At 70.9% G+C, this 13,656-nt stretch carries 15 protein-coding genes; 10 read left to right on the top strand and 5 right to left on the bottom strand.

Annotation, left to right across the window (positions count from 1 at the left end; translation table 11 throughout):
* Positions 1-62 precede the first annotated feature (62 nt).
* The gene (locus ACFV2X_RS51295) at positions 63-326 is read right to left on the bottom strand and encodes a WhiB family transcriptional regulator (protein ID WP_004952403.1); all 264 of its coding nucleotides are present in this window, start codon (positions 324-326) and stop codon (positions 63-65) included.
* Between the two features lie 647 nt (positions 327-973).
* Between ACFV2X_RS51295 and ACFV2X_RS51290 the strand changes: the two genes are divergently transcribed.
* The 8 genes from ACFV2X_RS51290 to ACFV2X_RS51255 all read left to right on the top strand — a co-directional run bounded on the left by ACFV2X_RS51290 (position 974) and on the right by ACFV2X_RS51255 (position 8,118).
* Entirely contained in the window at positions 974-1,507 is a 534-nt protein-coding gene (locus ACFV2X_RS51290) for a cysteine dioxygenase (RefSeq protein ID WP_385630203.1), read from the top strand.
* 80 nt (positions 1,508-1,587) lie between these two features.
* The gene (gene cofD / locus ACFV2X_RS51285; protein ID WP_385630201.1) at positions 1,588-2,568 is read left to right on the top strand and encodes a 2-phospho-L-lactate transferase; all 981 of its coding nucleotides are present in this window, start codon (positions 1,588-1,590) and stop codon (positions 2,566-2,568) included.
* Positions 2,565-3,986 (top strand): coenzyme F420-0:L-glutamate ligase, encoded by a 1,422-nt coding sequence (locus ACFV2X_RS51280; protein WP_385630199.1) that lies wholly within the window; start codon positions 2,565-2,567, stop codon positions 3,984-3,986. The genes cofD and ACFV2X_RS51280 overlap by 4 nt, the downstream gene beginning before the upstream one ends.
* A 139-nt stretch (positions 3,987-4,125) precedes the next feature.
* On the top strand, positions 4,126-5,037 hold the full coding sequence (locus ACFV2X_RS51275) for an ABC transporter ATP-binding protein (protein ID WP_385630198.1): 912 nt from the start codon (positions 4,126-4,128) through the stop codon (positions 5,035-5,037).
* Positions 5,034-5,831, top strand: coding sequence for an ABC transporter permease (locus tag ACFV2X_RS51270; protein ID WP_385630196.1), 798 nt, complete (start codon positions 5,034-5,036; stop codon positions 5,829-5,831). The genes ACFV2X_RS51275 and ACFV2X_RS51270 overlap by 4 nt, the downstream gene beginning before the upstream one ends.
* A gap of 27 nt (positions 5,832-5,858) precedes the next feature.
* The gene (locus tag ACFV2X_RS51265; RefSeq protein WP_385630194.1) at positions 5,859-7,100 is read left to right on the top strand and encodes a sensor histidine kinase; all 1,242 of its coding nucleotides are present in this window, start codon (positions 5,859-5,861) and stop codon (positions 7,098-7,100) included.
* The gene (locus ACFV2X_RS51260; protein ID WP_385630191.1) at positions 7,097-7,765 is read left to right on the top strand and encodes a response regulator; all 669 of its coding nucleotides are present in this window, start codon (positions 7,097-7,099) and stop codon (positions 7,763-7,765) included. Before ACFV2X_RS51265 ends, ACFV2X_RS51260 begins: the two co-directional genes overlap by 4 nt.
* A 77-nt stretch (positions 7,766-7,842) precedes the next feature.
* Positions 7,843-8,118 (top strand): hypothetical protein, encoded by a 276-nt coding sequence (locus ACFV2X_RS51255; RefSeq protein ID WP_014177061.1) that lies wholly within the window; start codon positions 7,843-7,845, stop codon positions 8,116-8,118.
* 122 nt (positions 8,119-8,240) lie between these two features.
* On the opposite strand, the gene ACFV2X_RS51250 is transcribed toward ACFV2X_RS51255, so the two are convergent.
* Entirely contained in the window at positions 8,241-8,441 is a 201-nt protein-coding gene (locus tag ACFV2X_RS51250; RefSeq protein WP_385630189.1) for a DUF397 domain-containing protein, read from the bottom strand.
* Positions 8,438-9,301: a helix-turn-helix domain-containing protein gene (locus ACFV2X_RS51245; RefSeq protein WP_385630225.1), complete on the bottom strand. Its 864-nt coding sequence runs from the start codon at positions 9,299-9,301 to the stop codon at positions 8,438-8,440. The genes ACFV2X_RS51250 and ACFV2X_RS51245 overlap by 4 nt, the downstream gene beginning before the upstream one ends.
* Before the next feature lie 189 nt (positions 9,302-9,490).
* On the opposite strand from ACFV2X_RS51245, the gene ACFV2X_RS51240 reads away from it, so the two are divergent.
* Both ACFV2X_RS51240 and ACFV2X_RS51235 read left to right on the top strand, forming a co-directional pair.
* Entirely contained in the window at positions 9,491-9,916 is a 426-nt protein-coding gene (locus ACFV2X_RS51240) for an ATP-binding protein (RefSeq protein ID WP_385630186.1), read from the top strand.
* Positions 9,917-10,338: 422 nt separating this feature from the next.
* Positions 10,339-11,868 (top strand): tetratricopeptide repeat protein, encoded by a 1,530-nt coding sequence (locus ACFV2X_RS51235; protein ID WP_385630183.1) that lies wholly within the window; start codon positions 10,339-10,341, stop codon positions 11,866-11,868.
* 14 nt (positions 11,869-11,882) lie between these two features.
* Here the strand turns inward: ACFV2X_RS51235 and ACFV2X_RS51230 are convergent, their stop codons facing one another.
* Positions 11,883-12,746: a methionyl-tRNA formyltransferase gene (locus tag ACFV2X_RS51230; protein ID WP_385630180.1), complete on the bottom strand. Its 864-nt coding sequence runs from the start codon at positions 12,744-12,746 to the stop codon at positions 11,883-11,885.
* A gap of 724 nt (positions 12,747-13,470) precedes the next feature.
* The coding region (locus tag ACFV2X_RS51225) for an anthrone oxygenase family protein (protein WP_385630178.1) at positions 13,471-13,656 on the bottom strand (186 nt) is incomplete at its 5' end.

Below are 13,656 nucleotides of genomic sequence, written 5' to 3'. Positions count from 1 at the left end.
GGACCGTTGGTTCCAGGTCTGGTATGGCGTGGGGTCAGACACCGGCCATCAGACTGCGGCCGTCAGACTGCGGCCTTTTTCAGGCGGCGGCGCTCCCGCTCGGACAGACCTCCCCAGATGCCGAAGCGCTCGTCGTTGGCGAGGGCGTACTCGAGGCATTCGGAACGGACCTCACAGGCGAGGCAGACCTTCTTCGCCTCACGGGTGGATCCGCCCTTTTCCGGGAAGAACGACTCGGGATCGGTCTGGGCGCACAGTGCGCGCTCCTGCCAACCGAGCTCCTCGTCCGCCTCTTCGACCAGCAGTTGCTGGAACAACTCGGTCATGTGCGCCCCTCGTCTGTCATTGCGTCCCCGTGCCTGCTGCCGTTGGTCCTTCGGCAAAACGACACGAGTGAAATTACAAGTGCGCCGATCCGGGCCAGTCAAGCCGAGATCTGCTATTGAGCCCCTTATTCACTCTGCGGAACCAAGGCAACGCAGAAAGTGTTCAAATCGGCCTAAAGCTGACACCTTCCCCGGCCGCCACCCTTGCCCCTCCTCTTACTCACAGAAGAGGACGCCAACATGGCCGATCCCGTTGCACCCCAGGGGATTCCGGGTGTTGCGCCATCTGACCGGTTCCCGGTCGGCACAAACCTTTCTGCCGTCCCGGCAACCGGATGGGGTGAAAGTCGCCCACCATCCGGACGGTCAAGTTGACACGGGGGTCGACGACCCGGTCTCCTTGTCCGCATGTCAGTGACCCCCGCGCCCCAGGCGACCCGTGACCACGGGTTCCGCTGCGCTGTGCAGGCTCGCTGTCGCTGTTCCAGCTGTTGTTGATGCCTGTCGATAGCCCCTGAGCTCCAGCCATCCCGACAGCCGCTCTCCGGGCCGCCGCCCCTCGTGGCCGCCTGCCGCAGCCGTCTCCCGCGCCGCCTCGTGCGGCCGCCCCCGCGACCGCCACGCCACCTTCCGCCGAGGAACCCCCTATGAACAGCGACATCCAGATCGCCGGTGACCCGCTCGCCATTCCGCATCTGCTGCCGCCCGCACCCGCGCACCCCTCCACCGTCGCCGCCTTCGCCGGACTGGCCCGCTCCCTCGCGGCCGACCGCGCCGGCTGGGCACCGCTGGTCCAGTACGACGCCACCAGCCGCTGGTACCACCGGCTGCGCACCGGCCCCGGCTATGAGGTGTGGCTGCTCAGCTGGGTCCCCGGCCAGGGCAGCGGGGCCCACGACCACGGCGCGTCCTCGGGCGTGCTGACCGTCCTCGAAGGCGAGCTGACCGAGCGGGTGGGGCACGGGGGGCGGCACAGCTTGCGGGCAGGCGCGCAGCGCGTCTTCGCGCCGGGCTATGTCCACGACGTCGTCAACGACGCGCTCGAACCGGCCGTCAGCCTGCACATCTACTTCCCCGGGTTGACCGACATGCCGATGCACCCGTCGCAGGACGCCGTACGGGAGCGGGCGGAAGGCCGCGTTCCGGACGCCCCGGACACAATGGATGTCCTGGGCGGCTGACAGGCCCACCCGTCGCCCGACCACCTCCCACCCGTCGCCCACCACCACCCTCAACGGATGCGGCTGGCAGTATGTCTCGCATGCGCATTGTGGTTCTGGCAGGCGGCATCGGCGGTGCCCGTTTTCTCCGCGGTCTGAAGTCGGCGGCGCCGGACGCCGACATCACCGTCATCGGGAACACCGGCGACGACATCCACCTCTTCGGGCTGAAGGTCTGCCCCGACCTCGACACGGTGATGTACACCCTCGGCGGCGGCATCCACGAGGACCAGGGCTGGGGCCGGGCGGACGAGACCTTCGCCGTCAAGGAGGAGCTGGCGGCGTACGGCGTCGGGCCCGAGTGGTTCGGCCTGGGCGACCGGGACTTCGCCACGCACATCGTCCGGACGCAGATGATCGGCGCGGGCTATCCGCTGAGCGCCGTCACCGAGGCCCTGTGCGCGCGCTGGCAGCCCGGCGTGCGGCTGCTGCCGATGACCGACGACCGGATCGAGACACACGTCCTGATCGACGACCCCGACGTCCAGGACGCCGAGGGCCGCCCCGCGCGCAAGGCCGTGCACTTCCAGGAGTACTGGGTGCGGCTGCGCGCCTCCGTGCCCGCCCACGCGGTCATCCCCGTCGGCGCCGAGCAGGCCAAGCCCGCGCCCGGGGTGCTGGAGGCCATCGCCGGGGCCGACGTCATCGTCTTCCCGCCCTCCAACCCCGTCGTCAGCGTCGGCACCATCCTGGCCGTGCCCGGCGTCCGGGAGGCCATCGCCGACGCCGGGGTGCCCGTGGTGGGCCTGTCCCCCATCATCGGCGACGCGCCCGTGCGCGGCATGGCCGACAAGGTGCTGGCCGCCGTGGGCGTCGAGTCCACCGCCGCGGCCGTCGCCCGCCACTACGGCTCCGGGCTGCTCGACGGCTGGCTCGTGGACACCGTGGATGCCGCCACCGTGGACGAGGTCGAGGCGGCCGGGATCCGCTGCCGCGCCGTCCCGCTGATGATGACCGACATCGAGGCGACGACCCGGATGGCCGCGGAGGCCCTGAAGCTGGCCGAGGAGGTACGGGCATGACTCAGGCCCCGACGCACACGGGCATGACTCAGGCGCCGACGTACCGGGTGTGGGCCCTTCCCGGCATCCCCGAGGTCCGCCCCGGCGACGACCTCGCCAAGCTCATCGCCGACGCCGCGACCGCCGAGGGCCTGCCGGGGCTCGCCGACGGCGATGTCCTGCTCGTCACCTCCAAGATCGTCAGCAAGGCGGAGGGGCGCATCGTCCAGGCCGAGGACCGCGAGGCCGCCATAGACGCCGAGGCCGTCCGGGTCGTCGCCCGGCGCGGGCGCACCCGCATCGTGGAGACCCGGCACGGCCTGGTGATGGCCGCGGCCGGGGTCGACGCCTCCAACACCCCTGCCGGGACCGTGTTGTTGCTCCCCGAGGACTCCGACGCCTCCGCGCGGCGCGTCCAGGCCGGGCTGTGGGACGCGCTCGGGGTCGAGGTGGGGGTGGTGGTCACCGACACCTTCGGGCGGCCGTGGCGCAGCGGGGTGACCGACGTCGCCATCGGCGCGGCCGGGGTGCGGGTGCTGGAGGACCTGCGCGGCGGCACCGACGCCCATGGCAACCCGCTGAGCGCCACCGTGGTCGCCACGGCCGACGAGCTGGCCTCGGCGGGAGACCTGGTCAAGGGGAAGGCGGGCGGGCTGCCGGTGGCGGTGGTGCGGGGTTTGCCGCATGTCGTACGTACGGCGGGCCCTGACGGTACGGACCACTCCAGCAGCCCGGAAAGCCCCGTCAGCCCCAGCGCCCCCGCCGCCCCCGCCGACCCCGACCTGGGTGCCCGGCCCCTGATCCGGGGGGCCGCCGACGACATGTTCCGGCTCGGGACCTCCGAGGCCGTCCGGGAGGCCGTCACGCTGCGCCGTACGGTGCGGGAGTTCACCGACGAGCCGGTGGACGGCGCCGCGGTGCGCCGGGCCGTGGCCGCCGCGATCACGGCCCCGGCCCCGCACCACACCACGCCCTGGCGGTTCGTGCTCCTGGAGTCGGAGGAGTCGCGGCTGCGGCTGCTCGACGCGATGCGCGAGGCATGGATCGCGGATCTGCGCGGCGACGGCTTCTCCGAGGAGAGCATCGCCAAGCGGGTGCGGCGCGGGGATGTGCTGCGCAAGGCGCCCTATCTGGTCGTGCCCTGCCTGGTCGCGGACGGCGCCCATGACTACCCGGACGCCCGGCGGAGCACCGCCGAGCGCGAGATGTTCGTGGTCGCGGCGGGCGCCGGGGTGCAGAACCTGCTGGTCGCGCTGGCGGGTGAGGGCCTGGGGTCGGCGTGGGTGTCGTCGACGATGTTCTGCCGTCCGGTGGTGCGTCAGGTGCTGGGGCTGCCCGAGGAGTGGGACCCGATGGGGGCGGTCGCGGTGGGCCGCGCGGCGGCGCCGCCCTCGGCCCGGCCGCCGCGGGACGCGGACGCGTTTCTGGTGGTGCGTTAGCAAACCCCGCCCCTTAAGGGCCGTCCCACCACGGTCGTACGGGGCCCGGGAACGTCCGTCCGCGGGGGGACGGGTCCGCCCAGTTCGCTGCCTAGGTTCAAGAGCCGTAGGAGAAACCCAGCGGCGAGAGGCGGCAGGCGTGATCGAGGCACGAGGGCTCACCAAGCGGTACGGGGACAGAACGGCTGTCGAGGACCTGACGTTTACGGTCCAGCCCGGCAAGGTCACCGGCTTTCTGGGGCCCAATGGCGCGGGCAAGTCCACGACCATGCGCATGGTCCTCGGCCTGGACGCGCCCACCCGCGGCCGGGTCACCGTGGCCGGCCGCCCGTACGCGGAGCACCCCGCCCCGCTCACCGTGGCCGGCGCCCTCCTGGAGGCGAAGTCCATCCACAAGGGCCGGTCGGCGCTGGGCCATCTGATGGCCCTCGCGCACACCCACGGCATCCCCCGCCGCCGTGTCGAGCAGGTCCTCGACCAGGTCGGGCTGCGCGAGGCGGCGGGCAGGCGCGTGGGCGGCTTCTCGCTCGGGATGGGCCAGCGGCTGGGCATCGCCGCCGCGCTGCTCGGCGACCCCGGCACGGTCATCCTGGACGAGCCGGTCAACGGCCTCGACCCGGAGGGCGTGCGGTGGATCCGTACGCTCCTCAAGGAGCTGGCGGCCGAGGGGCGTACCGTCTTCGTCTCGTCCCATCTGATGAGCGAAATGGCGGTCACCGCCGAGCACTTGATCATCATCGGGCGCGGCAGGCTGCTGGCCGACACCACCGTGGAGCAGTTCGTGCGGAGCGCGGGGGTGGGCGAGGTCAAGGTCGTCAGCCCCGAGGCGGCGCGGCTGCGCGACCTGCTGGCCGCGCCCGGCGTCGAGATCACCTCGGACGCGCCCGGCACGCTCCGCGTCACCGGCGCGGACGGCGAGCGCATCGGGAGCGCCGCCGCGCGCCACGGCATCCCCGTCCACGAACTCACCCCGCACACCGCCTCCCTGGAAGAAGCCTTCATGGAACTCACCCGCGACGCCGTCGAGTACCGCGAGGGGGCCGCCGCATGACCGCCACGACGGCCGTGACCGCCACCGCCGCATACCGGGTGACGACACGGCGCGTGCTGCGCTCGGAGTGGTCCAAGCTGTGGTCGGTGCGCTCCACGGGGCTCGCGCTCGGTGCCGCCGCCCTGCTGACGATCGCCATCGGCGCGGTCATCGGGGCGAACTACACCTCGGGAAGCGGGGACGGGACCACCGGGCCGGTGCAATTCGCCCTCCTCGGCATCCAGTTCAGCCAGCTGATCGTCGCCGTCCTCGGGGTCATGGTGACGGCCGGTGAGTACTCGACCGGCATGGTCCGCGCCACCATGGCGGCCGTTCCCCGCCGGCTCCCGGTGCTGTGGGCCAAGGCAGCCGTCTTCGGCGCCACCGCCTTCGCCACGCTGCTGATGACCGCCTTCGCCACCTTCCTGCTCGCCCAGACCTTCCTGAACGGCACCGACCAGGAGGCCGCGCTGACCGACCCGGGGATCGCCCGCGCCCTGGCCGGCGGGGCGGCCGGGATCGCCCTCATCGGAGTGATCTCGCTCGCGCTGGGCGCCGCGCTGCGCGGCGTCCCGGCCGGGATCGGCGCGTACATCGGCGGGGTGCTGATCCTCCCGGAGGTGGTGAGCATGCTGCCGTTCGGGGCGGCGGAGGACGCCGTCGCGTACTTCCCCTCGCGGACCCTGGAGGCCCTGATGGCGACGGGCTCGGAGGCGGATCTGCTCTCGCCGGGGGTGGCGTTCGTGGCGCTGTGTGCCTGGGTGGCGGTCGCGCTGGGCGCGGCGGGGCTGCTGCTGCGCCGCCGCGACGTGTAACGGAACGCCCGGGAGATGGAGAGCCCGATGACCTCCGAGTGGTCCCCCGGCACCCTGTCGCTGACCCGCCGCTTCCATCTGGCCGTCCGGCGCGTACGGGACTTCGACGCCCGCCGGCCGCTGGTGTGGGACCTGCTGCTGACGGGCGTACTGGCCCTGGCCGCGCTGGCCGACCTCATCGGTGCGCGATGGAAGCTGACGGCGCACGGGACGGATGTGCCGGGCTGGCTGCCGTGGCTGGTGAGCGTCGGATTCGTGCTCCCCGCGGCCTGGCGGCGGCGCGGGCCCCTCGCGGTCATGTGCGTACTGGCGCTGCCGGGGTTCGTCGACTCCTGGACCGGGATCGCCCTGGAGGCCGGGGCGATCCGGATGGCGGTCCTGTACGGGATCGCGGTCCGGCGGCCCTGGCCCGAGCTGGTCTGGGCGAGCGCGCTCGCCGCCGCCCAGATCGCCGTCTCCGCCGTGCGATGGCCCGAGGGCGACTTCGACCGGCAGCTCGTGCCGTACCTGATGACGTGCGCGGTCATGGTGCTCGCCGGCATCGCGGTCCGCACCCGCCGCGACTACACGGCCTCGCTGCTGGAGCGGGCCAGGCAGCTCGAGGTGGAGCGGGACCAGCAGGCGCGGCTCGCCGCCGCGGCCGAACGGGCCCGGATCGCCGGGGAGATGCACGACATCATCGGCCACCACCTGTCCGTCATCACCGGCCTGGCCGACGGCGGCTCGTACGCGGCCCGTAAGAACCCCGAGCGCGCGACACAGGCCCTGGAGGCCATCGGCGACACCAGCCGCGAGGCCCTGGGCGAACTGCGCAAGCTGCTGGGCATGTTGCGGGACGCGACCGCCGAGCTGGCCCCGCAGCCCGCGCTCGCGGACCTCGACCAGCTGCTGGGCCGGGTCCGCGAGGCGGGGCTGCCGGTGCGGGTGACCACCTCGGGCCGCGGCGGCGAGCTCTCCCCCGGTCTGCAGCTCTCCGTCTACCGCATCGTCCAGGAAGCCCTCACCAACACCCTCAAGCACGCCGGACCCGGCGCGCGCGCCGAGGTGACCATCGGATACGCACCGCACGGCGTCGACCTCGGCATCACGGACACGGCGGGCTCCGGCACCGCCTCGGGCAGCCCGGACAGCCCGGACAGCGGCCAGGGCATCCCCGGTATGCGGCAGCGCGCCGCGCTGTACGGCGGCACACTCGACGCGGGTCCGCTGCCCTCGGGCGGCTGGCGCGTACACGTACATCTACCGGCCGAGCGGAGCGGGCAGCAGTGACCACGGTGGCGATCGCGGACGACCAGGCCATGCAGCGCTTCGGATTCCGGATGCTGTTGGAGAGCCAGGACGACATGGCGCTGGTCGGCGAGGCCGAGACCGGCTCCGCGGCCGTACGGCTGTGCGCCGAGCTCCAGCCGGACGTGGTGCTGATGGACGTACGGATGCCCGGCCTCGACGGCATCGAGGCCACCCGCCGCATCGTCGCGTCCGGCGGCCGCACCCGCGTGCTGATCCTCACCACCTTCGACCTCGACGAGTACGCCCACGCCGGTCTGCGGGCCGGTGCGAGCGGCTTCCTCGTCAAGGACGCCCGCCCCGAGGAACTGCTCGCGGGCATCCGGGCCGTGGCGAGCGGCGACGCGGTCGTCGCCCCGACCCTGACCCGCCGCCTCCTCGACCGCTACGCCCACCACCTCCCGGCGCCGGACACAGCCGCGACCGACGGCGACGACCCCCGCCTGGCGGCCCTCACCGGCCGTGAGCGCGAGGTGCTGACGGCCATCGGCCGGGGCTGGACGAACGGCGAGATCGCGGAGCGGCTGGTCGTCGCGGAGTCCACCGTCAAGACGCATGTGGGCCGCATCCTGGCGAAGATCGGCGCCCGGGACCGCGTCCAGGCGGTGATCTTCGCGTATGACACCCGGCTGGTCCGGCCGGAGTAGGCGACCCATTGCCATGGGTGTCATGTACACATACGGTGAGTAGCCGTTGTCCTCCGTGTTACGGGATGGGAGAACTCATGGAGCGAGCCTGGGAGGCCGACCCCGCGGCCTCGTTCGAGCGGCGTCTGGGGAAGTCCGCCAAGGAGCTGAACGCCACTGGTGGCCGCGACGGCTGCCCCGACATCTGGCAGTTGGACAACGGAGACATCGCGGTGATCGGCCGGGACCTGACGGAGACGTACGCGGCCCGGCTGCCCGACGACGTCAAGATCGCTGCGGACGAGCGGCTGGTGATCCTGCCGGGTGCGATGCTGAGCTCGGCGAAGCCTGATATTCCCGACGCTCAGCCCTGACGGTCTCCGCCTCCAGACGTCGCGCGCCGAGCGGCTCGATCTGGACAGCTACACGTCACCCACAAGACACAGGCGAACGGGGCCCCGGCAACGGCTTGCCGGGGCCCTGGCGTCTGATCTGCTTAACGGTCGAACTCCCGCGACTTGACGCCCAGGAGGAACGCTTGCCATGCGTCACCCGTGAACGTCAGGTGCGGGCCGCTCCTGTCCTTGCTGTCCCGTATGGAACGGCCACCGATGACCGTTGGGGCGATTTCCACGCAATTGCCCTCTTGCAGGGAGTAAGACGACTTACGGTAAGGACCAATAACCTCTGGGGTCATTTCTCTTCCTCGCTGCTCCGCAGTGCGCCCCGGATGAGTCGCGCACTCGCATCCGGGGCCAGTGCCGCCGATCGTAGTTGGTCAAAAGCGTTGGCGTAAGCGCTGAGGTCATCGGGATCCTCAAGCACAGACGTACCACGCAGGTTTTCCATGGTCACGGCTTCAACCGCAGGGTCGGAGCCGAAGCTGAACGAAGAAAACGCAGAGATCGCCGCAAGCAATCCAGCCGCGAATGGCAGGACTTGAACGGTGACATTCTGCCTCTTGCTTACCTCGAGTACGGCGGACAGCTGTTCCCGGTGGATCGCAACGCTTACCAGCGGGTGAATGATCACAGGCTCCCAAACGATGGCCGTATACATGGCCCCTCCGGGCTCGATTTTCGCCTGCCGCATCTTGCGCGCCTTCACCAGATGCGCCGCCCGTTCGGGATCAACACAATTTGGGCCCTCCGCAATAGCCGCCTCTGCGTAAGCGGCGGTTTGCAACAAACCTGGGAAGGCAGCGGATTGCCATTCCCGGATGAAGGTAGCGTCATCCTCAATCGCGATGTGTTCGAGATAGTCCTCGCGCAAGTGCGCCGCATGCTCGAGCCACCAACCGCGACGGTTGGCGTTCCTGGCCAAGTCCTCAAGCTTCGACCGCACTTCACCGTCTTTGACGCCGTAAGCGTCCAGCAGTAGGCGAATGTCGACGACGCGAGCGGTTACGTGGCCAGACTCAACGCGACTGATCTTGGCCGCCGAGGCTTCGAGCACGCCCGCGGCTTGCTGCTGATCCAGCTTTGCGGCAAGTCGGTACCGCTTGAGCGCTGCACCGAGTCGCCTGCTGCGCACGGTCGGCTTTCCCCCTGCGGGCATGGGTTCCCCACCTCTCTGCTGACTACCCAGCGCGACGATGAGCCCACTGTACGGCTCGACAACACGATAACCCGCCGTCATGCAAGCTTGCATAACTAGGAGTTGCGCAACGCATGCACGCAGCCCTAACCTCTTGAACACGCGCCACTACAGAGCGCGAACTTGACGATGAGTCAGGGGGTAGCAGGCATGCCCACCGCCACGGCGGACCGCCGGGACACCTTTCGTGTCTCCAAGCACAAGCGCAGCGTCCCGGGTGTACGGACCCGCATACGGAAGACCCTCGCGAACTGGGGGATCAGCGGCGCTCTCGCCGACGACGTGACCCTGTCAGTTGACGAACTGGTGTCCAACGCCATCCGTCACTGTCGTGTGACGTTCGCCCTGATCGAGATCACCGTCTCCGTCCAGGATCGGGCCTTGCTCCTTGACGTTTCCGACCCCGACAGAGGCAAGATCCCCCAACTTCGGACCCCCGATCCCGGCGAAGAGAGCGGACGCGGGCTGTACCTGGTCTCACAGCTGGCGGAAACGTGGGGCCACAGGCACGAGCAACACAGCAAATGCGTCTGGGCGCGCTTTGTGATCACAGAAGAGTTCACGTGCACCGACTGACGTACGACGGAAACGAACAGACCTACCCGATCCGCCACACCCCACAGGTTCCCGTTACGCGACAGAAAGTCACCGCGTAACGGGTGCAAGAGGACTCCCGGCAACGGCGCCCCCGTGGCGTGGCGGCCGGTCGAGTCCCGCGCAGGGGTCCCGTAACTCCGCAGGCGGGACCCCTGCGTCCCCACACAGAAACGCCCCAGGACAGCAGACAGAACGTCCCCGAGGCAACCAGCCAACAGATCGGAGCTGTTGACCTTGTTAGAGATTCGGCAAGCCCCGCACCCCTCAGCACCGCCAACGGAGTGGGTGGACACAGGGCCGCTCGTACGGGCCCACGTGATCGAGCACGAACAACAACAGCACGCCCGCTCGCTCTGTCTGGCCATGGGCGGACGGGCCACCGGCCTGAGGGGGGTACGCCCATGACCGAAAACGCTCAGGCCGACGACGACGCTTCCGCAGCCGCGCGGTCCTACCGGGCGCTGACCGCCGAGGCCGCGACGCTGTTCCGGCTGCTCGGCCTCCATCCGGGACCGGCCTTCGGAGTGCCGGCCGCCGCCGCGATCGCCGGCCTCAGCACCGCCCAGGCCCATCGCCTGCTGGACTCCCTCGCCGGGGCCCATCTGCTGGAACAGACCGCGCCCGACCGCTACGAGTTCCATGACCTGCTGCGCGCCTACGCGACCGACCAGGCCCAGTACGAGGAGACCCCCGAGACCCGCGCGGACGCGGTGCGCCGGATCCTCACCTGGTACGTACACGCCGCCGACGCGGCCCAGGGGTGGATCAATCCGGGAGAGGCGCGTATCCCGCTCGCCCCTATGGACGCCGGTGTCGTCGCCCTGACCTTCGACGGCTACGAGCAGGCCATGGCCTGGTACGAACTGGAGTCGGCGAGCCTGATGGCCGTCGCCCGCGAGGCGGAGGCGGCCGGACTGGACGAGATCGCCTGGCAGTTGGCGGCCGTGCTGCGCAGCGTACACATGCTGCTCAACCCGTTCGAGGACTGGCTGGCCATGGGGCACATCGGGCTGCGGGCCGCGCGACGGCTCGGCGACCGTGGCGCCGAGGCCGAGATCCTGGAAAGCCTGGGCATGGCCTGCACCCAGTCCCACCGGCTGTCCGAAGCGGCGGACTTCCATGAGGGCGCCCTCGCGATCCGCCGCGAGCGCGGAGACCGGCTGGGCGAGTCGCTCTCCCTCAACGACATCGGCCTGATCCGTCTCAGGGAGCGGCGTTTGAGCGTTGCGAAGAGCTGTTTCGACGAGGCGCTGACGATCTTCCAGGAGATCGATGCCCCCCAGTGGGAGGCCGTCGCCCTGGCGAACGCGGCCGAGGTGGCGTACGAACTCGGAGCGGCGGACCAGGCCCGTGACCTCGCACAAAGCGCCCTGGAGAAGTTCCGCGCACTGGACAACAAGGGCGGACAGGGCAACGTCCTTCGGCTGCTCAGCGCCGCCTGTCTGGAACAGGGCGAGCCACATGAGGCTCTTGGATACGCCCGGCAGGCGGTGGACATCGCGGTGAACCATCGCAACACCATGTGGGAGGGGTACTGGCTGCTCACCCTGGGGCGGACCCAGCAGGCCACCGGCCACCCCGAGGACGCCCTGGCCTCGTACCAGCGGGCCGCCGTCCTCCAGCGGCGGCTCGGTGACCGCTCACGCGAGGCACGAGCCTGGCAGGCGGCAGGGGAGGCGTACCAGCAGCTCGAACGGTTCGACGAAGCGGCCGACTTCAACCGCGGCGCTGCGGCGACGCATCGCGACCTGAACGACAACTGGCAGCTGGCCCTGGCGCTCGACGGGCTCGCCCGGGCGCTGGACGCGGCGGCCCAGTCCGAGGAGGCACGCTCGCACTGGTCCGAGGCGCTGACCCTGACAGCCGGATACGAGGATCCGCGAGCCGCCCAACTCCACGCCCGGATCGGTCGCGCCCTCGGGAGGGCGTGACGGACTGGTCCGGACTACTCCGGTCGCTCCACGGCCTGCGACTCGACAATCCACAGCGGACCGTCCGCACAGTCCATCCGTACGCCCCCTTCGCCTGGGTCGGTACGCGTCCGCAGCACCGACACCCAGCGGCCGTTCACCTCAACGACGGGGCCGGGCGGGTCGTACACGCCGAACCGGGAGGCGCGGACCTGGTTGTGGATCTCCCACGCGGTCCGGGTCCGGTCCACGCGGCGAAAGTCCTCCCCCATCCAGCCCGCGTAGGTCGCCTTCGCATCGTCCTGCGGCTCGCCGACGACACCGGCATCGACGCGCCGCAGGGCGAGCGGAAGCAGTTCGCTGGTCAGGTCGTCCATACGGGCCAACAGCTCATCCGGCATCACCTCGTCCTCCAGCGGCACACCGCCGCGCTGGACAATCACCCGCCCGGTGTCGAATTCCTCGTCCAACCAGTGGACGGTGACCCCGGTCTCACGGTCCCCGGCCCGGATCGCCCAATGGACGGGGATGGGGCCGCGGTGGCGCGGAAGCAAGGACGGATGGACGTTGATTCCGCCGAGCCGTGCCGCATCCAGCACCCGGCGGGGGATCCGCCAGGGGAAACCGTTGCAGAGCAGCAGATCGGGCCGGTACCCCGGCAGCGCGCGTGCCAGACTCGCGGCGCTGCGAGGTAACAGCAGGTCGACCCCGGCGGGAAGGGACTCCACGATGCCGGCCACCGCGGCCGGCGCTCCCGGATCACTGCGGCGTCCAGGGTGCGACGCACGCGCGTACACGTACGCGATCGGTTCGTGACCGGCCGCCTCGCATGCCCTCTGCGCGACGGCAAAGCCGTCGGCGGAGTGCGAGAACAGCACGATCCTGAGGTGCTCAGTCATAGCGTCTCCTTGACAGCCGGTCACGGGTCGGGGCGACGCCGCGCCGGGCGGGTGTGGGTGCGGCTGGCCCTGCGTCCTGGTTCCTCGGCTCGGTGGGCAGTTGGGCTCAGAACAGGCTCCGCTGCGCTCCGCCGCAGCTGCTGCCGCGCAGTGGCCGGCCGGTCAGCCCAACGGTGCGCTGGACCGGGGCCCGGGAGCGCGACGGACAGACGAGCACCGACGGACAGGACCGCCCACCGCTCCAGGCGACCATCCGCCGCCCCGCCGCTCCGTCGGCCGGTGGCGACCCCTTGGGCTGGACGGCGACGACGCCTTCGGCACCCCCTCCCCGCTGCCGGCCGCTTTGCGCCAAAGGCGCGAGACGATACGCGCACGCGGCGTCCGGACCATGCCGTCCAGCGGTCGGTGGCCCGTTCGTCGCGCTCGCGCGCCTTCGGTCCAGCGCACCGCTGGACTGACCGACTCGCCACCGCGCGGCAGCAACTGCGGCGGAGCGCAGCGGAGCCAGTCTTGAGCCCAGCCGCCCGCCGGGCCAACATCGCCCCGGCTGAACTCCTGCGAGACAGCGGCAGAACTGCGCACAGTCTGGCGCGCGGCACGCGCCAGACTGTGGAACACGGGGCCCTCAGCGGCAGTTGCACTCCAGGATGTCGGGATTTCGGTGGCCCGCCGCCGCCCGGGGAGTGGGGATTGTGCGCCGCGTGCGCGGTGTCGGCCCGCGGGGTCAGACGAGGGCGGCGACCAGCAGGGCGAAGGCGGCGATGATGATGGCGACGCGGACGTAGTGGTAGCGGTCCCAGCGGTTCATCTGCTCCTTCCAGTCCGCGGGCCGGTTCTCGGGGGTCCACGTCTTGCCCCGGTTGTTGATCGGGACGAGCAGCAGGATCGACATGACCACGCTGAGGATCAG

The sequence above is a fragment of the Streptomyces sp. NPDC059679 genome, assembly GCF_042734105.1.
Classification (GTDB): Bacteria; Actinomycetota; Actinomycetes; order Streptomycetales; family Streptomycetaceae; genus Streptomyces.
This window is presented reverse-complemented; position numbering and strand designations above follow the sequence as displayed.

What these genes read in the sequence shown, in the direction of transcription:
- ACFV2X_RS51295 (WP_004952403.1), bottom strand. Translation starts at nt 326, where the DNA reads ATGACCGAGTTGTTCCAGCAACTGCTGGTCGAAGAGGCGGACGAGGAG.
- ACFV2X_RS51290 (WP_385630203.1), top strand. Translation starts at nt 974, where the DNA reads ATGAACAGCGACATCCAGATCGCCGGTGACCCGCTCGCCATTCCGCAT.
- cofD (WP_385630201.1), top strand. Translation starts at nt 1,588, where the DNA reads ATGCGCATTGTGGTTCTGGCAGGCGGCATCGGCGGTGCCCGTTTTCTC.
- ACFV2X_RS51280 (WP_385630199.1), top strand. Translation starts at nt 2,565, where the DNA reads ATGACTCAGGCCCCGACGCACACGGGCATGACTCAGGCGCCGACGTAC.
- ACFV2X_RS51270 (WP_385630196.1), top strand. Translation starts at nt 5,034, where the DNA reads ATGACCGCCACGACGGCCGTGACCGCCACCGCCGCATACCGGGTGACG.
- ACFV2X_RS51265 (WP_385630194.1), top strand. Translation starts at nt 5,859, where the DNA reads ATGACCTCCGAGTGGTCCCCCGGCACCCTGTCGCTGACCCGCCGCTTC.
- ACFV2X_RS51255 (WP_014177061.1), top strand. Translation starts at nt 7,843, where the DNA reads ATGGAGCGAGCCTGGGAGGCCGACCCCGCGGCCTCGTTCGAGCGGCGT.
- ACFV2X_RS51250 (WP_385630189.1), bottom strand. Translation starts at nt 8,441, where the DNA reads ATGACCCCAGAGGTTATTGGTCCTTACCGTAAGTCGTCTTACTCCCTG.
- ACFV2X_RS51245 (WP_385630225.1), bottom strand. Translation starts at nt 9,301, where the DNA reads ATGCCCGCAGGGGGAAAGCCGACCGTGCGCAGCAGGCGACTCGGTGCA.
- ACFV2X_RS51240 (WP_385630186.1), top strand. Translation starts at nt 9,491, where the DNA reads ATGCCCACCGCCACGGCGGACCGCCGGGACACCTTTCGTGTCTCCAAG.
- ACFV2X_RS51235 (WP_385630183.1), top strand. Translation starts at nt 10,339, where the DNA reads ATGACCGAAAACGCTCAGGCCGACGACGACGCTTCCGCAGCCGCGCGG.
- ACFV2X_RS51230 (WP_385630180.1), bottom strand. Translation starts at nt 12,746, where the DNA reads ATGACTGAGCACCTCAGGATCGTGCTGTTCTCGCACTCCGCCGACGGC.